General features: G+C 53.7%; 20 protein-coding genes and 1 pseudogene. 8 read left to right on the top strand and 13 right to left on the bottom strand.

The annotated features are described in order from the left end of the window. Positions 1-2 precede the first annotated feature (2 nt). The 3 genes from HRU78_13625 to HRU78_13615 are packed head-to-tail and all read right to left on the bottom strand — an operon-like array spanning position 3 to position 1,928. Positions 3-881 (bottom strand): hypothetical protein, encoded by an 879-nt coding sequence (locus HRU78_13625; GenBank protein QOJ24554.1) that lies wholly within the window; start codon positions 879-881, stop codon positions 3-5. 11 nt (positions 882-892) lie between these two features. Further along, positions 893-1,294: a biopolymer transporter ExbD gene (locus tag HRU78_13620; protein QOJ24553.1), complete on the bottom strand. Its 402-nt coding sequence runs from the start codon at positions 1,292-1,294 to the stop codon at positions 893-895. After that, on the bottom strand, positions 1,281-1,928 hold the full coding sequence (locus HRU78_13615; protein ID QOJ24552.1) for a MotA/TolQ/ExbB proton channel family protein: 648 nt from the start codon (positions 1,926-1,928) through the stop codon (positions 1,281-1,283). The genes HRU78_13620 and HRU78_13615 overlap by 14 nt, the downstream gene beginning before the upstream one ends. A gap of 65 nt (positions 1,929-1,993) precedes the next feature. Here HRU78_13615 and HRU78_13610 point away from each other — a divergent pair, with 65 nt between their 5' ends. The 3 genes from HRU78_13610 (at position 1,994) to HRU78_13600 (ending at position 3,115) form a co-directional block, all read left to right on the top strand. Further along, entirely contained in the window at positions 1,994-2,350 is a 357-nt protein-coding gene (locus HRU78_13610) for a hypothetical protein (protein ID QOJ24551.1), read from the top strand. Then, a complete protein-coding gene (locus HRU78_13605; GenBank protein ID QOJ24550.1) occupies positions 2,286-2,666 on the top strand; it encodes a hypothetical protein in 381 nt (126 codons plus the stop codon). Before HRU78_13610 ends, HRU78_13605 begins: the two co-directional genes overlap by 65 nt. A gap of 98 nt (positions 2,667-2,764) precedes the next feature. Beyond that, positions 2,765-3,115 (top strand): DUF488 domain-containing protein, encoded by a 351-nt coding sequence (locus HRU78_13600; protein ID QOJ25065.1) that lies wholly within the window; start codon positions 2,765-2,767, stop codon positions 3,113-3,115. Between the two features lie 24 nt (positions 3,116-3,139). On the opposite strand, the gene HRU78_13595 is transcribed toward HRU78_13600, so the two are convergent. From HRU78_13595 to HRU78_13555, 9 genes and pseudogenes are all read right to left on the bottom strand, one after another. Beyond that, on the bottom strand, positions 3,140-3,679 hold the full coding sequence (locus tag HRU78_13595; GenBank protein QOJ24549.1) for a YaeQ family protein: 540 nt from the start codon (positions 3,677-3,679) through the stop codon (positions 3,140-3,142). Between the two features lie 26 nt (positions 3,680-3,705). Next, positions 3,706-4,353, bottom strand: a complete 648-nt coding sequence (locus HRU78_13590) for a DUF2959 domain-containing protein (protein QOJ24548.1) — start codon at positions 4,351-4,353, stop codon at positions 3,706-3,708. 51 nt (positions 4,354-4,404) lie between these two features. Beyond that, positions 4,405-6,393: pseudogene (locus HRU78_13585) on the bottom strand (diacylglycerol kinase). A gap of 24 nt (positions 6,394-6,417) precedes the next feature. Then, entirely contained in the window at positions 6,418-7,650 is a 1,233-nt protein-coding gene (locus HRU78_13580) for a CDP-alcohol phosphatidyltransferase family protein (protein QOJ24547.1), read from the bottom strand. A 260-nt stretch (positions 7,651-7,910) separates the two neighbouring features. Next, the gene (gene lptG, locus HRU78_13575; GenBank protein QOJ24546.1) at positions 7,911-8,978 is read right to left on the bottom strand and encodes an LPS export ABC transporter permease LptG; all 1,068 of its coding nucleotides are present in this window, start codon (positions 8,976-8,978) and stop codon (positions 7,911-7,913) included. Further along, positions 8,975-10,060, bottom strand: a complete 1,086-nt coding sequence (gene lptF, locus HRU78_13570; GenBank protein ID QOJ24545.1) for an LPS export ABC transporter permease LptF — start codon at positions 10,058-10,060, stop codon at positions 8,975-8,977. Before lptF ends, lptG begins: the two co-directional genes overlap by 4 nt. Positions 10,061-10,115: 55 nt before the next feature. Further along, complete coding sequence (locus HRU78_13565; GenBank protein ID QOJ24544.1) at positions 10,116-10,961, bottom strand: NTP transferase domain-containing protein; 846 nt, start codon at positions 10,959-10,961, stop codon at positions 10,116-10,118. Then, entirely contained in the window at positions 10,958-12,109 is a 1,152-nt protein-coding gene (locus tag HRU78_13560; protein QOJ24543.1) for an N-acetyltransferase, read from the bottom strand. The genes HRU78_13565 and HRU78_13560 overlap by 4 nt, the downstream gene beginning before the upstream one ends. A 90-nt stretch (positions 12,110-12,199) precedes the next feature. Then, positions 12,200-12,673: a hypothetical protein gene (locus HRU78_13555; protein ID QOJ25064.1), complete on the bottom strand. Its 474-nt coding sequence runs from the start codon at positions 12,671-12,673 to the stop codon at positions 12,200-12,202. Between the two features lie 469 nt (positions 12,674-13,142). Here HRU78_13555 and HRU78_13550 point away from each other — a divergent pair, with 469 nt between their 5' ends. From HRU78_13550 to HRU78_13530, 5 genes are all read left to right on the top strand, one after another. Further along, positions 13,143-13,397: an exodeoxyribonuclease VII small subunit gene (locus HRU78_13550; GenBank protein ID QOJ24542.1), complete on the top strand. Its 255-nt coding sequence runs from the start codon at positions 13,143-13,145 to the stop codon at positions 13,395-13,397. After that, positions 13,387-14,280 (top strand): polyprenyl synthetase family protein, encoded by an 894-nt coding sequence (locus HRU78_13545; GenBank protein QOJ24541.1) that lies wholly within the window; start codon positions 13,387-13,389, stop codon positions 14,278-14,280. The genes HRU78_13550 and HRU78_13545 overlap by 11 nt, the downstream gene beginning before the upstream one ends. 35 nt (positions 14,281-14,315) lie before the next feature. Beyond that, positions 14,316-16,160, top strand: coding sequence for a 1-deoxy-D-xylulose-5-phosphate synthase (gene dxs, locus HRU78_13540; GenBank protein QOJ24540.1), 1,845 nt, complete (start codon positions 14,316-14,318; stop codon positions 16,158-16,160). 80 nt (positions 16,161-16,240) lie between these two features. Then, positions 16,241-17,062 (top strand): GTP cyclohydrolase I FolE2, encoded by an 822-nt coding sequence (locus tag HRU78_13535; GenBank protein ID QOJ24539.1) that lies wholly within the window; start codon positions 16,241-16,243, stop codon positions 17,060-17,062. Between the two features lie 203 nt (positions 17,063-17,265). Beyond that, positions 17,266-18,381: an ADP-ribosylglycohydrolase family protein gene (locus HRU78_13530; protein QOJ24538.1), complete on the top strand. Its 1,116-nt coding sequence runs from the start codon at positions 17,266-17,268 to the stop codon at positions 18,379-18,381. A gap of 162 nt (positions 18,382-18,543) precedes the next feature. On the opposite strand, the gene HRU78_13525 is transcribed toward HRU78_13530, so the two are convergent. Continuing rightward, positions 18,544-20,874 (bottom strand): glycosyl hydrolase, encoded by a 2,331-nt coding sequence (locus HRU78_13525; GenBank protein QOJ24537.1) that lies wholly within the window; start codon positions 20,872-20,874, stop codon positions 18,544-18,546. Positions 20,875-20,883 lie beyond the last annotated feature (9 nt).

Genomic DNA, 20,883 nt, shown 5'->3' with positions numbered 1-20,883 from the left:
TACTAACGTACAGGATTGATAAAAAACTCGCGCATCAGGAATTCTTCCAATCCTGCAGAATCTTTCTCGCGTGCGGATAACACCACGACGCGATGCAAGCGGTGCGATTCCCAGTTGAAATCTTCTTTGTAATGCTCGCGAATCAATTGAATCATGCGGCGGATGATGGCCAGTTCGACGCTGCCGTCCGGACCGGCCTGCACTTGGATCGTCTGCAGCTTGGGATTGCTTTGCCCCGTGGTCCAGGCGCGGAAGGTAAATTCGGCGGTGCGCGGGCCGATGCGCATAATCTGGAAAATACCGCTGGTACCGGGGTTTTGCAGATTGCGCCGGATGTTGGCCATGCGCACTTCATCCGCGGAAGGCTGCTTGGCAGCGGGGGCGGGTGCCGAATCCGGTGTATCGAACAACCCCCCTTCCGCGCGGCGCCGTGCTTTGGCTTGATTGATATAGTCGGAAAGATCCGTAGGCGCATCGGCGGGCGGTTCCGGCGGCGCTTTGGTTTTGGCGACTTCTTTCGCCGGAACGGGTGTTTTGGGCTTAGTGGGTTTCTCGGCTGCCTTGGGTTTGGTTTGCGGCCGCGCCGACGGGGCCGGTGCGGGTTTCGGCAATGTTTTCGGCGTTGGCGTAGGCTCTGCTACGGGCTTCGGTTTTTCCGGTTGCGGCGTTGGCGGGCTTGGCGTAGAAGCAGGCATCGAGCTGGTGGCGTTATCATCCTCGTGCAGATCGATAAAGCTCGCGGCGATGGGGGGCGGGGGTTCAATTTTCACTTCCGGTAACGACAGGAAAAATCCCAAGCCCCAGACGATCAACAGCCAGACGAGCGTAGCCAGCGGCAACGGCCACCATAGGCGAATGTCTCTCGAGCGGGAGCTTGCCATGCCGGTTCGCGTTATTTATGTTTGACCGCGATCAGAAAGTGCTGGGCACCGGCGGAGCGGGCGCGTAGCATGGCTTGCACGACAATTCCTTGCGGTGCTTCGTTATCCGCCGATACGATCAATTTTTGCTTGGAGTCGGCGAGTAGCGGTTTGAGTGTGCTGGCCAGCGTATCCAGCGTGACCGCAGTCTGATTGATATAGATTTTGCCGTCTTTGGTCAGCGTCAGCGTAGCCGGTTTTTCCGCGCTGAGCTTTTCCGCCTGCCCTTCGGGTAGATCAACTTGCAACGAATCCAGGTTTTGCATCGATAACGAAGCCAGCATGAAGGTTGCCAGCAAGAAAAACATCACGTCGATCATCGGGATGATTTCGATTCTGCCTTTCTGAATCGGTCGCGATTTACGGAGCTTCATCGTTCGCGCCCTGTTGATCCAGACGGATGTTATCGATCAATCGCGTTCCGAGGCGTTCCATTTCATCCATCGTCAGCGATTGCAAGCGGGAAAAGTAATTAAAACCGAACAGCGCTACCAGCGCGATCGCCAAACCTACTACCGTGGCAATCAGCGCTTCCGCGACGCCGCCGGTGACTGCGGTGGGATTCACCACGCCTTCGCTGCCGATCACCTGGAAGGCACGCATCATACCCACCACGGTACCGACCAGCCCCAGCAGCGGCGCTGCGGTGACGATGGTTTCCAGCGCCCATAAGCGGCGCGCCAGCGATTCTTCGATGATCTGCGCTTCGTCGGCAGCGCGCGATTCCGTCCACCAAGCCGGTTGATGGCGGTTGGAAATCACCACTTCAAAGAAGCGCTTGTAATAGTGGCGGCTGTCCAGCCCGGAGAGTATTTTTTCCAGATCGTTCCATTTGAAACCGTAGGTTTCCACCAGGTTCAGCAAATCGTTGGAAAGGCGCGCATAACGCCAGTAGATAAACGCTTTCTCAATCATGATCGCCAGCGCGACAATCGCCAGCAAACCCAGCGGCACGATGATGATCCCGCCAAGCTTCAACATCACCCAGGCTTGATTCAATTCTTCCATTATATTTAACTCCAGATTAAAGCTATTCATAAAGAGCGGTCAATTTCAAGCACACATCAAATTGATTGAACACAAATACTGCTTCAGTAAGCCAAGCGAGGAAAAATATCCGCGCACACTATTTTTTATGCCAATTTTTGTACCATCGAAGCAACGCAAAAAAGTATCCGGTATCGCCGGATTGCTGGATGCTAAGAATAGTTGAAAACATCAACAGTGGAAACTATTTAGTGGCAAAATGGCTGATCCTTGCTGCTTTCTGCAACAAAGACACAAAATCCGGGGGAGATGGCCTGCAACTTGGGGAATTCCGCGGAAAGAAAGTGACTGGACACAAGTTCATTATAGCGATTCATCATGAAAAAATGTTTATTGGTAGTTTTACTGCTGACCGCCGCATCCGCGCAAGCCGGGTGGATTGAACTGAATGCTGCGGCAAAACCGGGCGAAGCGCATTATTTCGATGCTGAGACAATGCGGAAAGAGAACCAGTTCAGGAAAGTCTGGTTGCTATCCAGCTACGAAGAAAAGCAAAAAGGCGAGTACCATGCGGTAAAAACATTGTATGAATTTGATTGCACGCTCGACAAAGCGCGCTCGATCACGATGCTGTTGTATCCGGATAAAAAAGCGGCCGGCAGGGTGATTGGCGCGCATCATGAGGATTCGCCGCAGTGGTTCGGTTTTTCCGTCAATTCGATCTTCCAGTACATTGCCGAATCGGTTTGTGCCGATTGAATAAGCTTTTTGTTTCATCAGGATTGCTGTGACTATAGAACTCATGCCGGTTCAATGGAGTCCATAGAGTTCTTGAGATTGTTAGCGTGGTGACCATGATGACCATTTTACTGAAACGTGCCTATGAGCCGCCTGAACCAAGCGACGGATTCCGGATTTTGGTAGACCGGCTATGGCCGCGCGGAGTCTCCAAGGATACGGCGCGCATCGATTGGTGGTTCAAGGATATAGCGCCCAGCACATCGCTGCGCAAGTGGTTCGGCCACGATCCGTTGAAATGGGATGAATTCAGGAATCGTTACTTTCAGGAATTGGATCAAAATCCGGCAGCGGTCGGACAACTCGTCGAACAGCTGCACCGCGGTACGGTTACACTGGTTTACGGCGCGAAGGATAAGGCGCATAGCCATGCGCTGGCGCTCAAAACGTATCTCGAAAACTTGAGCTAGCGCTCACTGCATGACAAGCCGGAATCAGTCGGTAGCTTGTAACACCGTCCAACTCACCTCGCATTCTCCCGATTCGGCCGCGACATAAGCGGATTGTTCGCTGACGGTGACCGAGATGTCCATCGTGCGCTGCACCGGCCTGGCCAATGCCTGAATATCCGGCCATTGGAACCGGAAAACGGCGGCATTCAGCGGATTGAACTTGGCTTGCTCCTGCGTCCACCAGACATCGGATTTGGAATTGAAACTGTACACTTTGACGCTTTGCGCGATCCGGGTGGCTTTTTTGATACGTTCGGGAGCGGGTTCGCCGACATCGATCCATAGCGCAATCCGGCCGTCCGGAGTGTGCGCCCAGAGGTCGGGTTCTTCCGCGCTGCTCAATCCTTTGGTGAATGCCAGCGATTCCTGCGCATTGAGACAAAACGCCAGCATACGCGCCATCATGCGTTCCAGCGTTTCGGACGGATGCTGCGCGACGGTCAGGTTGAGCGTGTCGTAATACGGGCGGTTGAGGTCGGTCAGCGCGATTTTGAATTTATAGATGGTCGGTTTTAACGCCATGAGAAAACCCTAGCAAGGAGCCATCATCATTTATTTTCCATCGTGCTGATGAACGCGTTGGCTTCATTGATCGACTTCTCCATCGAGGAAACCAGCGCCGACACGTCGGATTTGATGTTGCCCAATTCGCCCTTGAGCGACGCGATGGCGCGCGCATTCAGGTTGTGCTTGAGATACATGACTTGATCGTGAAACACCGTGAGAATCGGTTCGATTTTGGCTTCCGCTTGTTTCATCGAGGTGATCAATTGACGGTAATGCACCTGGGTGGCATCAAGCTTTTTCTGACTGTTTTGCCGCAGCGATGCATTGCTGTATTGCGTGATTTCCTGCTTCCATTCGCTAAACAGCGCTTCCGAGACGCTTTCGATATCGGCGATGCGGCTTCTGACTTCTTCCGCCTTGCTGACGCTGGCTTCGTATGCATCGTTCAGTTTTTTGTAGGTGGCTTCGAGATCGCCGCCCTGAAAGTTGGTTACGGCGGTGAATTGTTCCAGCGCCGATTTGAATTGCTCCTTGGTTTCCTGTTGTGTGTCGCGCGCTTTCTCAACGCGGTAGACCATCACGTCGCGTTTGGGAATGCCGACTTTTTCCAAACCTTCCAGGTACATCGTGGTGCAGGCGCTCAGCATCAGGATGAAGGAAAGAATGAGTAAACGGTACAGAGTGTTCATGTTTGTCTCCATTGAAAGTGCATTGGTTTTGTAGTTTGTATTTGTAGAGAATTAGCGTAACACGCCGCGCTGCAGCAGTTGCTTGGCTACTTTCAAGCCCCACAGAATCGGGTGGCGGCGCAGCAGCGGCGTGATTTCCACGCGCACACCGGTGTGCCGTTCAATTTTCCAGGCGGCGTAATCGACGCTGTTGCTGAAGGTGAACGTGGCTTTGGCCAGGCGCAGAATCGACAAGATTCTTCCCTGCCAGCGCCGTAAACGCCAACGCCACAACGCCAGACGCTGCATGGCCGGATGGCTCAGGCAGCGGTATTGTCCGTTTTTCTGGTGCTGCAGAATTTCTGCCAGCAACGGGCTGGCGGCGGCTGTCAGGCGGGTAAATGCATCCAGGTTGGCTTGCGCCAAGTGCCGCGCGCGCGTTTCCCGTTCCGCGCGTAACTCGGCGGCGTAGGTGAGTGTCAGGCAACGAGTCCAGAGCTCTTCGACGCTGTAGTCATCGGCTTCGAGCGCCGGGGCGCCGGATTGCAAAAAAGTCACGACGGAATGCGCCAGTGCGGCATAAATGCGCTGGCATACCATGTCATCGCGCGCAAACAGCAGCCGCGACGGTTGCGCAAAACGCGCCCAGATATACGAATGGAACCAGTACTGCGCGCCGCGCGCAAAATCGGCGGTGGAAATGACGGCGTATTTGGCGCGTAGAGTTTTTTGCTGATGCGGTACTTCGAGATAAAACACGTTGGGCGCCAGCCAGGCGTTGAGAACAGCTAAATAGCGTTCGGCATAGGCTTTGTGATAGCTGTCGACGATGACGTACAAGTCGACGATGCCTTCTTCCAGACTAACTGCAGAGTGCAGACAGGAACCGTACAGCATCACAGCGTCGAGCGATTCGCCGAAGCGCATGATCAATGCATCCACCAAAGGGACGAAGTCGGCGGAGACCGGTTTATTGCATTCCGCTGCGACTGCGTCGAGCAATTTGGCGGGCAGTGGTTCAATGGCGTCGAGTAGCGGATTGGTCATGGCAATATCCTATAACACGACAAACGTCACGGCGTCGGTCGCGGTGATTGTAAGCGGTGTTTGCGGATCGAGCGAACGGTACAATTCACCGTCGACGATATATTCGTCGTCCATGAGCAGCGTCAGGGAGTCCGTGTTGTGACTGTAGTAACCGTCTTTTTCCCGCAGCACCGCGCCGCCGCCCGAGAGTAACGGCCATAGCGAACGCCACAAGCGCTTATGTTGTTGATCGACCAGCGTGACATGCAGCGGTGCGGGTTCTTTTCCCCAGTACGGCCGGATGTTCAACAACAAGCAATCCAGTGCGCTGACCAGGGCAAGTAAATACGTTCCTCGGTGGATCCGGCCGCCGGCTTCCGTCAGGGTCATGTTGACCGGCGCCCACTCGCTTTGTTGGCGGCCAAGGATCATGTTGGCGAGCATGCCGATGAACGAGCGCAGCATGATCAGGAAAGTGAAAATACCGCCGGTGATGCCGATTTGCTTGACCGGGCTGCGCGAGAATTTCACCCCGCGCGCGACCAAGCCGACGGCAAAGAACATGCCGTAAATCGGCTCCGTGCCGGTCTGCTCGATACGCAATACCGGACGTTGCACCAGTTTGGGCGTGGACGGTTTGAGCAAGTAGGCGTGCAGGCGCCGGATGATGTGTTCGGGTTTGCCCTGCATGCCCAAATCCAATGGCGTCATGTTGGTGGTGCCGCCGGGTACGATCAGAATGAGCGGCCATTCACCGGGGGTGCGTGCCGCGAATAGATGACCGAAAATCGCGTGCGTCGTGCCATCACCGGCGACGATCACCAGCAGGTCGATATCCGCTTGCAACAGTGCATCGATCGCACTTTTAAAGGTGACCGCATCCCGGCCTTCGCGTACCAGTATGCCGGGTATTCGCTGCAATGCCTGACGGATGTCCGCGGCGCGTTTGCGCACCTGCCCGCCCATGGGATTGAACAAGCAGCCGGTTTTGGCTGTTCCGGTTTTCAGGCGGTCAATCCGTGCTTGCAGCGTCATCGAGATAATTATGAACGGTAGCGTTTACGAGAGCGGAAGCGGTTTTCTTAGGTCGATTGGCGCGCGCGTGAAAATTTTCACCGCCCATATTTCGCGGTCGCGCGCCGGGTCGATATCCTGCAGCCAGGATCGCAATGAACCTTCTTTTTGCTTGATTCGCCAGCCGTCAACCAAACGCCAGATCAGGATTCCAGTTGAAACGAGGTGCCACAGCACGACCAGCAGCAAGCCGATGTCAGGACGGCCGCTGAGCCATCCGTACGTGAGTAACAGCAAATTCGGATTGCGCCGGGCTGTGATCAGGCGGTTGAACGAATCCAGCTTGCGCCAGATGAACATATCAAAGCCCGACAGCCAATACTGGAATGCGCCTTCGCACAAACGCCCGCCGACATACCCCAAAAACATCAATCCCATCAGAATTCCCAAAGGGGCAAGCGGCGTCGCTGTGCCTTCCAGACCCAATCCCCAGGCCAGATACCACAGTGGCGGGTGAATAATATCCAAGCCGTGATCCATGACATCACCGAAGCGGCTCGACGTGACCGTGACGCGCGCCAGTTTTCCGTCCACTGTGTCGAGAAAGGTCATGAACCAGCCCATCAGTAATCCCAAGCCGAAGAATCCGCCCCAGAACGCCAACCCGGCCAGCGCGGCAAACACCACGCTGAGATAAGTCACATGATTGGGCGACCAGCCGTGGCGCACGCAATAATGTGTGGCCCAGAATGCCGGTACCGGCCAGACCCATTTGGTGACCAGATCGGTAACGCCTTTATACGATCCGGAAAACAGTTCTTGTTCCAGTAACGGGCGATTGGCTTCGCTGACCGGCAGAATGTACGGCGGATCTTTCTTTTTCAGATTGTGCTGGTAATCGATTTTCAGCTCGTTTAAGCCGATACGCGGGATCGTCAGCAACGCGAATTTATAGTTCTGATCCTGGTTGTTATTGAGATTGCGCAGCAGTTGCGGGGCATAGTTACCGTCGGTGCGGATCGCTGCTGGGCAGCCTTCGTCGCTGTATAAGGCGATTTTCTTGTCCATCCCGAGCAATGCGCTGAGCACGCGGGCGTCAAACAGAAAATTGGCATTCAAAAATAAGGCAGTGGCAGAAACCGGGATTTTCTCCGCATCATCGGTCAGGATGATGTCTTGATGGGCTTGCAGCATGCGCCGCAGCCGTTCGCGGCCGGTCAATCCCCAGATGGTGATTGCGTTGTCGCCGAAAAAATAAATATAGGTTGATGTCGACATGGATGAGGAAAAATTGTTTTTTTCTGAATGCAGTATTCCAGTGCGATACATAACGCCCGGTAATGCGATTTTAAGGAAACGCTGATTAATTGACTATACGAGCGAATCACTTTGTTGCGCGGTACTCGCTCCCTCGCCTATCTTATTGATATGTCTCGGTTGCTGTGTTCCGTGCGCCTCGTGCTTCATCTCGTCCGTCGAATTAATCAGCGTTTCCTTAGATGTTTTGCGTCAACTATAACAGAGATAACGGTGTGCCGCTAAAAAGTCCGGCGCAGCCAGATATTGGCCAGAATGATGATGGTGAGTCCCGGACCTAACGCAACCAGTGCCGGGTTTAAGTGCAGAATCAGACCGGCGTTGGCGATAATTTGATCGAGCAGGTAAACCGCCATGCCGATCAGCGTGGCGAATATGAGTTTATTGCTGAGGCCGGAACGGATCGAACCGAACACAAACGGAATCGATAGCAGCAGCATGGCGATTGTCAGCAGCGCGCTGCCTGCTTTGCGCCATAACGCCAGCGCGTAGGAATCGGCATCCTGACCGGTACTGCGCAGAAATTCCACATGCCGGAACAATTCCAGCGGCGACAGGCTTTCCGGCGGCTTGGTCAATGTCGCAATATCCTCCGGATCGACGAAAGACGACCATCTTATCGCGTCTGCACGGTTTACCGAGATCCGGCCGTTGTCTTTATCGAAGGTTCGGATAGTGGCATTACTGAATTCCCAGATGTCTTCCTCGACGATATCGGCAAATTCGGCAAGCGTATGCGTGACGATGAAATCATCCGGGTCCAGTTGCAGCAGCTCGATGTCGGCGGCTCTTTTGTTATTCACGATCTGGCCGATGCGCAGGATGTTATGTTCGTTACGCGTCCAGATCCCCAGGTTTTTGCCTAGCTCGGCGCTTTGTTCCAATGCGATGGCGCGGTAGGTGATCGCTTTTTGCTGTAGTTGCGGCGCGGCGAATTGTTCCAGAATAGCGACGGCCGCTAACAGTAGAACACCCATGCCTAAAGGCGCGAGGCTGATGCGCCGGGGTGAGATGCCCGCCACGCGCAAGGCGATGAGTTCCGAATTAACCGCCAGCTTACCCAGTGCGATGACGGTGCCGAGCAAAGCGACAAAAGGCGCGATCTGAATAAACCGGCGCGGTAGCAGCATGGCGGTGTAGAAGAATGCATCAATGACACGATAAGTGCCTTTGCCTACATCATCCAGCTGATCCAACAAATCGAAGAAGCTGAATAACGGCAGCAGAATCGCAGTAGAAATAACGAAGCCGATCAAAACCTGCTGAGCGATGTAACGATAGATGATCATGGCTGCTGGCGTAAGAAGAGAAATTTCCGGTTGGAGTATGCCGCATAACCGACCAGGAATGCGAGGATGGACAGATCCAGCCACCACACGCCCGGTATGCTGCCGACCACATTTTGCTCGACCCAGGATTTGGCCAATCCGCTCAAATTGTAGTAAGCGGCGAAAACCAGTGCGGCGGCGATATAAATCCGCTCCACTTTTTCCTGGCGCGGCGAGATGCGGATAAAAGTCACCGCGAGCAGGGCCATCAGGATGGTCGAGAGCGGACGGGAAAGACGCCATTGCAGTTCCGCGATGTCGCGCGGCTGGCTGGATTCCCACAAGGTTCGGGTGGCAGCCGCTTTGCGCCGGTAATTCAGTACAAAGTCGTTATCGATGAAATAGGTCATATTCTCGAATTGGATGACGTCGTCGACGCTGGCGGTCTTGCTTAATTCATAGACGATACCGTCGGATAGTAAAATATGCGGCCTTTCTTCTTTTGTTGCCGGTTGGATCTGGCGGGCATATTGCGCGATGACGATTTCGCTGCCTTCCTTTTGCTTGATGTAATGAAAAATACCCTCCATTTCCTTGGTGGTGTCATTTTTGCTGCGCACATAGACAACCCTGCCGGATTTATCGCTGCCGTAAAAGCGTCCGGCCTGAAAACGATTGGTATTGAGTTCGGCCTCCGCTTGCGCATCCAGAATGTAACTCTCCCCATAGGCCCATGGCCGCACATACGATGACAGTGTGCCGCTGATGATGCCGACCGGTATCGCCACCGCCAGTACCGTCAGCACAATGCGCGTACCGCTCACACCGACGGAACGGATGATATTTAATTCCTGATCTTTGTTGAGCCTGTCCAAGCCTATGATGACCGATAGGTAGAGGGCAACGGGGATTAACACTTCCAGCGCGATCAGCGTTTTTAAGAATACCAGCTTGAGCAGCGCGGCAACGCCCAGTGTCTCCGTCACGGCACCGGTTAAGAGCCGGGCGCTGACAAAGCTGGCGTACAAACCGACCAAAATGAGAAGAACCACCGTAAACGGCAGCAGAATTTCGCGTACGATGTACCGTTCGATTAATTTCATAGACCGGCTAAATCAGGTTTTTTGCTGAACAATAGGGTAAAGATCATGACAGTGATCAAGCGGGATTGGTGCTGCCATCGGAGCCTGATCTCCGGCTGAGTAGCGATTCGGCCAACATGAGATCCTTAACCTTATCGACATCGATGCCGGCGCGGGCATCGTCGAGCATGATTACGTGGATGTTCACTCCGGATTTCTCCGATACTGTGGCCAAGCCCTGCTGCGACGTCAGCAGCCCGAACATGTATAAAAATACCGCCTTGTATCCAAGCACTTTGCCGATAAGCTGCCACGGCCGCTTGCGCAAATCTTCGGCTTGCCGCCAGAATCGCACCAAGGTGCGCCCGCGCGGATTGAACGCATACAGGTTGCAACCGCGGAATCCGCCGTCGCGTAATCGGATAATGGTGCGTTTGCTGCCGGGAAACGCTGCCGTGACTGCTTGTTCGCTGACGGCGCCTACGGCGGCGTCGCACGGTGTCGCTGCGGCGTCCTGCAAAAATTTGCGGACGATAGCGGGTGTGAGTAAAGCATGATCGGCCGTGGTTAAGAGCACCGGCGTATCGAGCGGTATGTGATTGAGGCCGCTTTCCGCACTGCGGCTGGGAGAATCCAGATTCGGCAGCCACGTGACTTGGCCGGATGCGATGCGCTGCTTTAATTCCGGGCAATGATCGTGCAGCGATTCGGGCGGGCCGCACAGAATAATGGTGGAAATCTGATCGCAAGCCTGCAAAGTATCCAGCACACGGATGATCATCGGAACGCCGGCAACGGGAGCGAACGCTTTGCAGGCCGCGCCGGTATGCTGTGTGATCGGATCCTGGTTGGTGCGGTCAGCGGCCAGCACCACTGCGGCGAATTGCTTTGCCGCCGGATTGGGTGCAGCGGTAGTGGTCATAATGTTTTTCCATAAATACGGTAACGCTTGTATTGTTCGCTGCCGATACTGTCGAGGATGCCGCGCATCGCAACGTTATCTTCCAATATCCATGACAATTCAACTTCCTTGACGCCGTGTTTGACACCGATCTGGCGCGGAGTGTCGATAACCAGACAGGCCAAAGCCAAGCCGATGGGTGTATTGTGATATCGTTTACGCACGCCCATCAACGGAATGCGGCCAGTGCGGATTTCATGGCTTCTGACTTTTCTGATCAATTTAAGCCAGCCGAACGGAAACAGGCTGCCGTTCAGTTCGATCAGGATTTCGTTGAGATTGGGCAGTCCGACCATGAAGGCCGCCGGTTCGCCGTTGACCTCCGCAATTTGAATGTACTCGTCCGGCAACAGCAGGCGCAGACTGCTGCCCAGCTCGGCAAATTCTTCGCGCGTAAACGGAATGAATCCCCAATTTTCCGACCAGGCATCGTTAAAGATATCGCGCAAGGTTTCCATTTCCTGATCGAATTGATCGCGCTTCAGGGTACGCATTTTTATTTGCGGCGAGAATCGCTTGATCACGGTCTGCATGACGCGCGGTATTTCGAAATCGACGCTGATTTTGTAGGCCAGCAGATCCTTTGCCGGAGCATAACCGTGTTCTTCGAGCAAGCGGCCATACCAAGGCGCCGAATGCGGCATCATGACAACCGGCGGGGTATCGAATCCGTCGACCAGAATGCCGCATTCCTGATTGATCGACAGGTTGAACGGGCCGCTGACGCGGCGGATTCCCCGCGCCGCGAGCCAGGCTTCCGCGTGCAGCAGCAGCGCGGCAAATACTTCCGTATCATCGATACATTCCAGTAGGCCGAAGTGTCCGCTGTCGGTACCGTAACGCTCCTGATGCAAAGAATCAATCTGCGCACTGATCCGTCCGACCGCTTTGCCGTCCTGAAATGCAACCCAGGCTTGCCATTCGCCGTGCTTGAAATAAGGATTGAAGCGGGAAAAATGAAAACGCCGTTCCAGCCGTAACGGCGGCACCCACATCGGATCGTTGGCATACACGTGCCACGGTACATCGATAAATTTGCCCATGTCACGATACGACATGACCGGACGCACCGTTATCCTGGAATTAACCGGTTTATCGCGTTGAGTCATGGCAGGTAAACAGTATCGCTTGAGTGGCAGCAGCGTGAAAAGAACGATGAGTCATACCGATTCCGGTGCTGACCCAGAGCGCGGAGTTTTTTAGAATTCAGTATGTTTCAGTAAATTCGATATCAGTCGATGAAAAACTTCTTTCGGATCGGGTTCGTTGGCACCGGACCGATTTTCGGTGCTTGAATTTTGCTCGGCTGCGGCGATTTTTTCATCGGTAATCGCACGGCAGAAGTCACGGAAATTATTCCAATCCGTATTGTATTGCAGCAAATTTTTTTGCGGAATGAAAACGCGCAGCACTTCAAAATTTTGATACATTTCCGGTAACCGGGCCGTGAGGTAATGGTTAATGTTTGCGGGCCAGCGTTTATGCTGCGGGTACATATCGGCCAATTCCGTTTCGATGGTATAGCGGAAATTTTCGATGGCCATGGCGCGGCGCTTGCGATTGACGATATCGACCATCACCGCAACTACCGCAAGCAAACCGAATAAGACGAACGGCCATAGCGGCACGGTTTCAAAATATGAAGCGATTTGATCAAGGCTTTCGTTCAAGATTGTCTCAATTAAAATGTGTTAGAAAAATAGAATGGATTCTCGTAATTAAGAATCTCTACCAAGGATAATGCTGAAATAAGCGGGTATGGTTTCCAGCACGCAAGAAATCATTTTTCTTGTGATTTATTTCGTCATGTATCACATGCTTATCTGATCTTCATGAGGCCACCCCAAGCCCCGTATCTTGCCATAGTAACATTCATGGATCAATATGATGACCGTGTACCGTCAAAATTGAACAGGCCTTTAAAAAAACAGGATCGATTTTCCTGAAAATTGTTATGACATGCGATCACCGGACCGGCTATCGGCGTGATTCCCGGTTACTTGCCAGCGATTGCAGCGAGCGATAAAAACGTTAGTTACTAAATTTGCATTGACCTGATACTGCTTATTGCGTTATTTTTGTCTGTTTTTTGTAATAGAACTACTTATGATTCATATCAGTTTCTTGCCGGCTTGAGTGCTTATGACCAAATCATCCAAACAGGCAGCGTCATCGCAGCCGGAGAGCTTTGAGGCGGCATCGGCTGAGCTGGAAAAAATCGTAACCGCCATGGAAGCAGGTCAGATGTCATTGGAGGCTTCTCTTGCGGCCTATCAACGCGGGGCGGAGCTATTACAATATTGTCAGAGCAAGCTGCAAGACGCGCAGCAGCAAGTGCGGATGCTGGAAGCCGGTATGTTAAAAAACTTCACAAAGTCGGATAGCGATGAGCATTGATTTTCAAAGCTGGGCAAGCGGTTGCCAGGCGCGGATTGAATCATTTCTGGAGTCGCGCTTACCCGCCGGCGATTGCGTTCCGGTGCGCTTGCATAAGGCCATGCGGTATTCCGTACTGGGCGGCGGCAAGCGGGTGCGTCCGCTGTTGTCGTTTGCCGCCGGTGAGCTTGCCGCTGCGGATGTCGAGCGCGTCACGGTTGCGGCGGCGGCGGTGGAACTGATTCATGCCTATTCGCTGGTGCACGATGATTTGCCGTGCATGGACGACGATGTGTTGCGGCGTGGCAAACCGACGTGCCATATCGAATTCGACGAAGCGACCGCATTGCTGACCGGCGATAGCTTGCAAACACTGGCTTTCGAGTTGCTGGCGGAAAAGCGCTTGGCGGATACGCCGGAAACGCAGTTGGAAATGATCGCGCAACTGGCGCTGGCTTCCGGATCGCGCGGTATGGCGGGAGGTCAGGCATTTGATCTGGACAGTGTCGGCAAAATGCTAAGCCTGCCGGAGCTGGAATTCATGCATATTCATAAAACCGGCGCATTGATTCGCGCTGCTGTGATGCTGGGTGCTCGTTGCGGCAGCCGTTTGGCTGATGAACAGTTAAGCAAGCTGGATCACTTCGCCAAATGTGTCGGCCTGGCGTTTCAGGTGGTGGATGACCTGCTGGATGCTGAAGCGACCACAGCCACTTTGGGTAAAACCGCCGGTAAAGACGCGGAGAACAATAAACCGACCTATGTCAGCATTCTGGGCATCGCTCAAGCGCGTGAACTGGCGGAAAAATTGCAGCACGATGCCGATCAGGCGCTGGACGGCTTTGGCGAAGCTGCGGCAAGATTGCGTCAAGTGACCGATTTTATAATTAAGCGTAAATTCTAAGTTTTTCTTCTTTATTTTTTATTTTCAGGTTCTGAATGTATCCACTGTTAGATGCCATTAATTCACCCGCTCAGTTACGCGAACTGGAACAAAAGAAATTACCGCAGTTCGCCAAGGAATTACGTGACTTTCTCATTGAATCGGTAGCAAAAACCGGTGGACACTTATCTTCTAATCTAGGTACGGTCGAACTGACGATCGCGCTGCATTATGTGTTTAATACCCCACATGATCAGTTGGTTTGGGACGTGGGGCATCAAACTTACGCGCACAAAATTCTGACCGGACGGCGCGATGGCATGAGCAAGCTGCGCATGCATGGCGGCATTGCCGGATTTCCGCGCCGTGACGAGAGCGAATTCGATGCTTTCGGTACCGCGCATTCCAGTACTTCGATCAGTGCGGCGCTCGGCATGGCGGTCGCGGCGCGCTTGAATCACACCGACCGGCGCGCCATCGCCATCATCGGCGACGGCGCCATGAGCGCAGGTATGGCGTTTGAAGCCTTGAACAACGCCGGTGTGATGGATGCCAATTTGCTGGTCATCTTAAATGACAACGATATGTCGATATCGCGACCGGTCGGCGCATTGAACAATTACCTGGCGAAATTGATGTCCGGGCGGTTTTATGCCACAGCCCGGCGTGCCGGTGAGAAAGTGCTGGGTGTCGTTCCGCCGGTACTGGAATTGGCCAAGCGCGCCGAAGAGCATGTCAAAGGCATGGTGACACCGGGTACTTTATTCGAAGAATTCGGATTTAATTATATCGGCCCGATTGACGGTCACGACTTGGATGTCTTGGTCACTACGCTGAACAACATCAAACAACTGGACGGCCCGCAGTTTCTGCACGTGGTGACCCGCAAAGGCGCCGGGTACAAGGTGGCCGAGGAAGATCCGATTTTGTATCATGGCGTGAGCAAGTTCGATCCGAAGAAAGGGATTGTTAGCAAGTCGAACGGCAAACCCGCTTATACCCAGATTTTCGGCGATTGGCTGTGCGATATGGCGGCGCAGGATTCGCGCTTGATCGGTATCACCCCGGCGATGCGCGAAGGCTCGGGGCTGGTGCGTTTTTCCCGGGAATATCCGGAACGCTATTTCGATGTCGGCATTGCCGAGCAACATGCGGTCACTTTTGCCGCCGGTGCGGCGTGCGACGGCTTAAAACCGGTGGTGGCGATTTACTCCACCTTTTTGCAGCGCGCCTACGATCAATTGATTCACGATGTCGCCATCCAGAATCTGCCGGTGGTGTTCGCAATCGACCGCGCCGGTCTGGTCGGTGCGGATGGGCCGACGCATGCCGGCAGCTTTGATTTGTCCTACTTACGCTGCATTCCCAATATGACCGTCATGACGCCGGCGGATGAAAATGAATGCCGGCAGATGTTGTACACTGCCTTTAAGCTGGATACGCCGACGGCGGTGCGCTATCCGCGCGGAACCGGCCCGGGCGTGAAGATTCAGAAGGACATGCAAGCATTACCGTTGGGCCGGGGTGAAATCCGGCGGCAAGGGGAAAAGATCGCGTTGCTGGCGTTTGGTAGTATGTTGGCGCCGTGCTTGAGCGCCGCGGAAGAATTGAATGCGACGGTCGCCAATATGCGTTTTGTCAAACCGCTGGATGACGATTTGGTGGCGTCTTTGGCCGCCAGCCACGATGTGCTGGTAACGGTGGAAGAAAACACCGTGTTGGGCGGAGCAGGCGGTGCGGTAACCGAATCGCTCAACAGTCAGCAAATTGATGTCAACGTCCTGCAACTGGGCTTGCCGGATGTTTTTATCGATCAAGGCGATCACACGCAAATGCTGGCGGATTGCGGGTTGGATAAAAATGGAATTATTAAATCAGTGCGGGCGATTCTGCCTGTGTAACTTTTCCGGAGTTAATTGATCTATCTATCATTTGATTCGAAGTTGCCAGCAACGGATTCCTCATCGCACAGGAGATAAACGTGAATAAACAGGTAGATTTACCGATTGCCGATGTGCAAAGCTCACTCGATACGCGGCGTATTGCCATCGACCGGGTGGGAATCAAAGCGATACGCCATCCGGTGGTTGTGGCGGACAAAAGCGACGGCGTGCAGCACACCATCGCGGTTTTTAACATGTATGTGAATTTGCCGCATAACTTCAAAGGCACGCACATGTCGCGTTTCGTGGAAATCCTCAACAGCCATGAACGCGAAATTTCCGTCGAGTCGTTTCAGATTATTTTGCGGGAAATGATCCAGAAGCTGGAAACGGATTCCGGTCATATCGAAATGACCTTTCCTTATTTCATCAATAAATCCGCGCCAGTCTCCCAAGTTAAAAGTCTGCTGGACTATGAGGTGACGTTCGTCGGCGAGATCAAAAATAACGAATATCTGTTTACGATGAAAGTCGTCGTTCCGGTTACCAGCCTGTGTCCTTGCTCGAAGAAAATTTCCGATTACGGCGCGCATAACCAACGTTCGCATGTGACGATTTCCGTGCGCACCAACAGTTTTGTCTGGATCGAGGATGTTATCCGGATTGCCGAGACGAATGCTTCCTGCGAGCTTTACGGTTTGCTCAAGCGACCCGACGAAAAGTATGTTACCGAGCGCGCCTACGACAACCCCAAATTTGTCGAGGACATCGTCAGAGACATCGCCGAGACGCTCAATCACGATGACCGCATCGACGCCTACGTGGTCGAATCGGAAAACTTCGAATCGATCCATAACCATTCGGCTTACGCGCTGATAAAAAATGACAAAACCCGATCCTCGGGAATATCGCTGGAGTAAAGCGCCGTTTTTGAAATTTTCTTACCGGTAACCGGGAAAACAATGTAAGGAAGCTGTAAAAAAGCGCAATTTACATTGAGTAAATGAGCATTTTGAGCCTGATTTCAACGCAGCTTGAACGAGCACAGTAGTTTTGCAGAGCTTCCTTAAGCGCACTTCCGGCAACATCCTGACTATAACAGTTGATTAACTCAGGAGGCGTCATGTCACACACGATCATTCAAGAACGCGCCGCTGGCGCCATCATGGGCGCTTTTATCGGCGATGCTTTGGCGCTTGGTCCTCACTGGTATTACAACCTCGCCGAACTGCGGCGCGATTACGGCGCATGGATTACTACCTACACCGATCCGAAGCCGGGACGCTACCATAGCGGGCGCAAGGCCGGACAGCTCTCGCAGGCAGGTATTATCCTGATGCTGATGCTGCGCTCCCTCGTTGAAAACGGCCGCTACGACGAAGCCGATTTCTGCCGTCGCTTGGACGAAGAACTGTTTCCGTTACTCGATGGCACACCCATGAACGGGCCGGGCGGCTACACCAGCCAATCGATTCGTCACGCCTGGCGCTGCCGGGTGGAACAGAAATTGCCGTGGGGTAAAACCGGAGGGCATGCGGATACCACAGAAGCGATCGAACGCACACTGGCCATCGCCGTCCGTTATGCATTCCAGCCGGCGGAACTCGCTATCGCAGTGGCGAACAATACCCGCCTGACGCAAATCGACGATACGGTGATTTCCATGACGGTGGCCTATGCCGCCGTATTGAGCATGCTGGTGCAAGGGCATGCGCTGGATGCGGCGCTGTCCGGGAAATTGATGGAACTGGTGAAGAGCGGAAAACTGCCGTTTCATGCCGTCACCTTCGATGATTTGCAACCGCCGCGTCCGGGCGACCCCGATCCGCCGCGCGCCGGACGATTTGCCTCGCCGGATGCGCTGCTGACTCCGTCTTACATGGCGCAGGCGGTTGCAGATACAGATATCCGTATCGAACCGGCATGGAAAGTATCCCTTGTGTACGGCATGCCCTGCGCCATCTATCATCAGCTTCCCGCTGCCTACTATCTCGCTGCCCGCTTCCGCAACGATTTTGAGTCCGCGGTGTTGCACGCCGTCAACGGCGGCGGGCAAAACCTGGCGCGCGCCATTCTTACCGGAGCGCTGGCCGGTGCGCAGGTGGGGTTGTCCGGGATTCCGCAGCGCTTTATCGACGGACTGGAAGATGCGGAAATGCTGATGAATCTGACCAAGAGCCTTGCCGCTCAGGCTGGTAGTGCGGCACCGCCTGTTGATGATGAAATCTGTAGAAACTAAGCTCCGGTCAGTAGCCGATCTGTCAAAATTCACCTATCTACATTCTCAGAGCCTGCCAACGAAGCAGATAGCCTTTTAAAAACGAGAATGACTAAGGAGTACAAAAATATCAAACTATTGTAGTCCGATCTGGACAATCGATGACATTCTAATTCTGTGTATTTAATCGGTAATAAGTACTTCATATCTTGCATCTTCCCAGTTTTTTTGATTCAGCCAGTAGAAAGTAAACTGAACCGTCTCTCCCGCCTTAAGTGTGGCGATCGGCAGATCGATCACGTGTATCTCAAGTCCTGTATCCCTGGTATTCAGATCTTGAGCGTTTTGCCATGAATTAATTCCCCAATGTACAAGCGCCGGCGCCCTAAGTGCAATGGTCAATCCATGACCGCTGCGGATGTGGCGTGGACGGTAACGCGGTCCCCAGATATTTTGGGAAATTTGCGGGCGCACGCCATGATAGCGATTCCAAGCGGCGGCGGGGCGGTCGGACGGATAACCGAGTGCGCGGCTGTAACACAGCTTAATAAATTCGCTATGTGCCCAAACCAGAGGCATGGCGGAACCGCTTGGCTTTCCAGGATACAGATGACGCGCGGGAACCGGTGCGCTATCCCATACCTGCTCCGGCAACAAGCCGCCGTTACCGGTCATGGCTGCCATAGCCTCAAGATAAGGAAGCGGATCCTCCCCTGCTGCGAGTGCATAATGACCCCGCTCTCCAGTTAGGAGCGGCCATCCCCGTCCACAACCGGTGCCATTGAAAGCACTGCCATCCGGATGTTCGCCGTAGCCGTCGCCATTATATCGGTGCCACACAGGGCCGCTCGGGGTATCGGTTTTAAGCAGTTGATCGATAGTTTTCAGGCTATCGAGAATGCATGGATCATCCGCCCGGCGCAATCCATATCGCACCAATTGCAAAAAATCTGTTGCGACCTGTTCATCGGCTGGCAAATCGGGATTCTGTGCACGGTTTTTGATCAGCACATGCTCGGCCAAAGCGCCTTCGTGCACCAGCACATCATTCGGAGCTATGCGCACGTAATATCCCGAGACCTCAAGCTTCTGAGCGAGCGCTGTAGCAGTTGCAAATGTCCATTCTTCGAGGCGCGCGTTCCAGTTATCAGCTAACAACAACGCAAACTCCCGCGCTTCACTATCGAGGAAAGTGCTGCCTTCAACAAGTGCAGCAATGGCTACCGCAAGTGTGAAGGTATTCACACCGGAATCCTCTTCCCACCTATCCTGCCCGGTTACCGGACCTTCCCGTGCGATGAAGCCTAGTGCTCGCTTGATCATATCCTGACATGGAATACCTCCCAGCGCATCGCGCTCACGCAACGCAGAGGCCAGCAAGACTGGGAAGGCGGCTTCGTCGAGCTGGATTCCTTGCCAGAAAGCATTTCCTCCGAGCCATTGATTTTGCAGCCAATGCCCATCCGCTTGCTGCGTAGCGATCAGGTAACGCAGTACATCGCGGGCATCCTCGAGCAGACCCATCGCAACCAGTGCACCCGCAGTTTCCACCAAATCACGGCACCACACCAAATGATAGCCGCCCCGGTTTTGGCTATCCGTGCCCCACGGTATCGATAGGCTTGCCACCATGGCGCCACAATAAGTGCGGTCCTCATGAACTTTCAGAACGGTACCGGAAAGTGCAAGCAGTTGTTGCAAATCGGACGGTAAATCGGGAACATGGCAATTTTTGAACCATTCTTCCCAGAGTCGGCATTGCGTATCCCAAGCTGCTGAGAAATCTATGCACAAGCTGGACATTGCAAGCGTAGCCGCTGCATTCATCGTGGTCCCGAAGCCGAGTGCAAGCGTCGCCTGACTTGGCAATTCGCCCATCAGGGTAACGGCACCCGGGCCCGCGCTATCATATTCCCATGTCATGCGCCCGTGCCGGTTGAAATCCTGCCAACCGTCACTCTCCGCTACACAACCGGCCGAACAACGTTTCCAGGCATCGACACCTGCTTCCGTGTTTGCCATGAGCGCCAAACCAAAAGGTCCCTGCTCCGCCCACAGCACTCTGCGTCCGTTGTGTTCACCAACCGAAGCCAGATTGTTTTCCGCGTCGCCACCCAAACGTGTTGCTAACAGCGCATAAGGACGCAGGTTTGCGTCACCTTCCAGCTTATAGCGCAGCAAGAGCGCATCCCGCCGCTGCAACGGACAGATTTGCAGGGTAAAGGTAAAACGTGAATGCCGATGCACAATTTCAACAGCGGGGATGTGCGGTTTTGGCAGGCTGATTTGATAATTCCCAAGGCGGCGAAGCTCAACCCAGAATCCTTGGTCATCAGCAATGATGAAACCGAGGTCCTTGATTTGAGGAATATCGATACGGGGGTAGTAAATTTCGGTAACGATACCTTCTGCGGCAGTAAACCACAGACGTGAAGATCCAAGACTGGTGCCGACCATATCTTTGCCGGCGTGAGCCCAGGTTGGATAGGAGAAAGTAGCCCGGGGTGCTTGCATGGAATTCCT

Source organism: Gammaproteobacteria bacterium (assembly GCA_015709635.1).
Taxonomy (GTDB): domain Bacteria; phylum Pseudomonadota; class Gammaproteobacteria; order Burkholderiales; family Nitrosomonadaceae; genus Nitrosomonas.
This window is presented reverse-complemented; position numbering and strand designations above follow the sequence as displayed.

What these genes read in the sequence shown, in the direction of transcription:
- HRU78_13625 (QOJ24554.1), bottom strand. Translation starts at nt 881, where the DNA reads ATGGCAAGCTCCCGCTCGAGAGACATTCGCCTATGGTGGCCGTTGCCG.
- HRU78_13620 (QOJ24553.1), bottom strand. Translation starts at nt 1,294, where the DNA reads ATGAAGCTCCGTAAATCGCGACCGATTCAGAAAGGCAGAATCGAAATC.
- HRU78_13615 (QOJ24552.1), bottom strand. Translation starts at nt 1,928, where the DNA reads ATGGAAGAATTGAATCAAGCCTGGGTGATGTTGAAGCTTGGCGGGATC.
- HRU78_13605 (QOJ24550.1), top strand. Translation starts at nt 2,286, where the DNA reads ATGAAAAAATGTTTATTGGTAGTTTTACTGCTGACCGCCGCATCCGCG.
- HRU78_13600 (QOJ25065.1), top strand. Translation starts at nt 2,765, where the DNA reads ATGACCATTTTACTGAAACGTGCCTATGAGCCGCCTGAACCAAGCGAC.
- HRU78_13595 (QOJ24549.1), bottom strand. Translation starts at nt 3,679, where the DNA reads ATGGCGTTAAAACCGACCATCTATAAATTCAAAATCGCGCTGACCGAC.
- HRU78_13590 (QOJ24548.1), bottom strand. Translation starts at nt 4,353, where the DNA reads ATGAACACTCTGTACCGTTTACTCATTCTTTCCTTCATCCTGATGCTG.
- HRU78_13580 (QOJ24547.1), bottom strand. Translation starts at nt 7,650, where the DNA reads ATGTCGACATCAACCTATATTTATTTTTTCGGCGACAACGCAATCACC.
- lptG (QOJ24546.1), bottom strand. Translation starts at nt 8,978, where the DNA reads ATGATCATCTATCGTTACATCGCTCAGCAGGTTTTGATCGGCTTCGTT.
- lptF (QOJ24545.1), bottom strand. Translation starts at nt 10,060, where the DNA reads ATGAAATTAATCGAACGGTACATCGTACGCGAAATTCTGCTGCCGTTT.
- HRU78_13565 (QOJ24544.1), bottom strand. Translation starts at nt 10,961, where the DNA reads ATGACCACTACCGCTGCACCCAATCCGGCGGCAAAGCAATTCGCCGCA.
- HRU78_13560 (QOJ24543.1), bottom strand. Translation starts at nt 12,109, where the DNA reads ATGACTCAACGCGATAAACCGGTTAATTCCAGGATAACGGTGCGTCCG.
- HRU78_13550 (QOJ24542.1), top strand. Translation starts at nt 13,143, where the DNA reads ATGACCAAATCATCCAAACAGGCAGCGTCATCGCAGCCGGAGAGCTTT.
- HRU78_13545 (QOJ24541.1), top strand. Translation starts at nt 13,387, where the DNA reads ATGAGCATTGATTTTCAAAGCTGGGCAAGCGGTTGCCAGGCGCGGATT.
- dxs (QOJ24540.1), top strand. Translation starts at nt 14,316, where the DNA reads ATGTATCCACTGTTAGATGCCATTAATTCACCCGCTCAGTTACGCGAA.
- HRU78_13530 (QOJ24538.1), top strand. Translation starts at nt 17,266, where the DNA reads ATGTCACACACGATCATTCAAGAACGCGCCGCTGGCGCCATCATGGGC.
- HRU78_13525 (QOJ24537.1), bottom strand. Translation starts at nt 20,874, where the DNA reads ATGCAAGCACCCCGGGCTACTTTCTCCTATCCAACCTGGGCTCACGCC.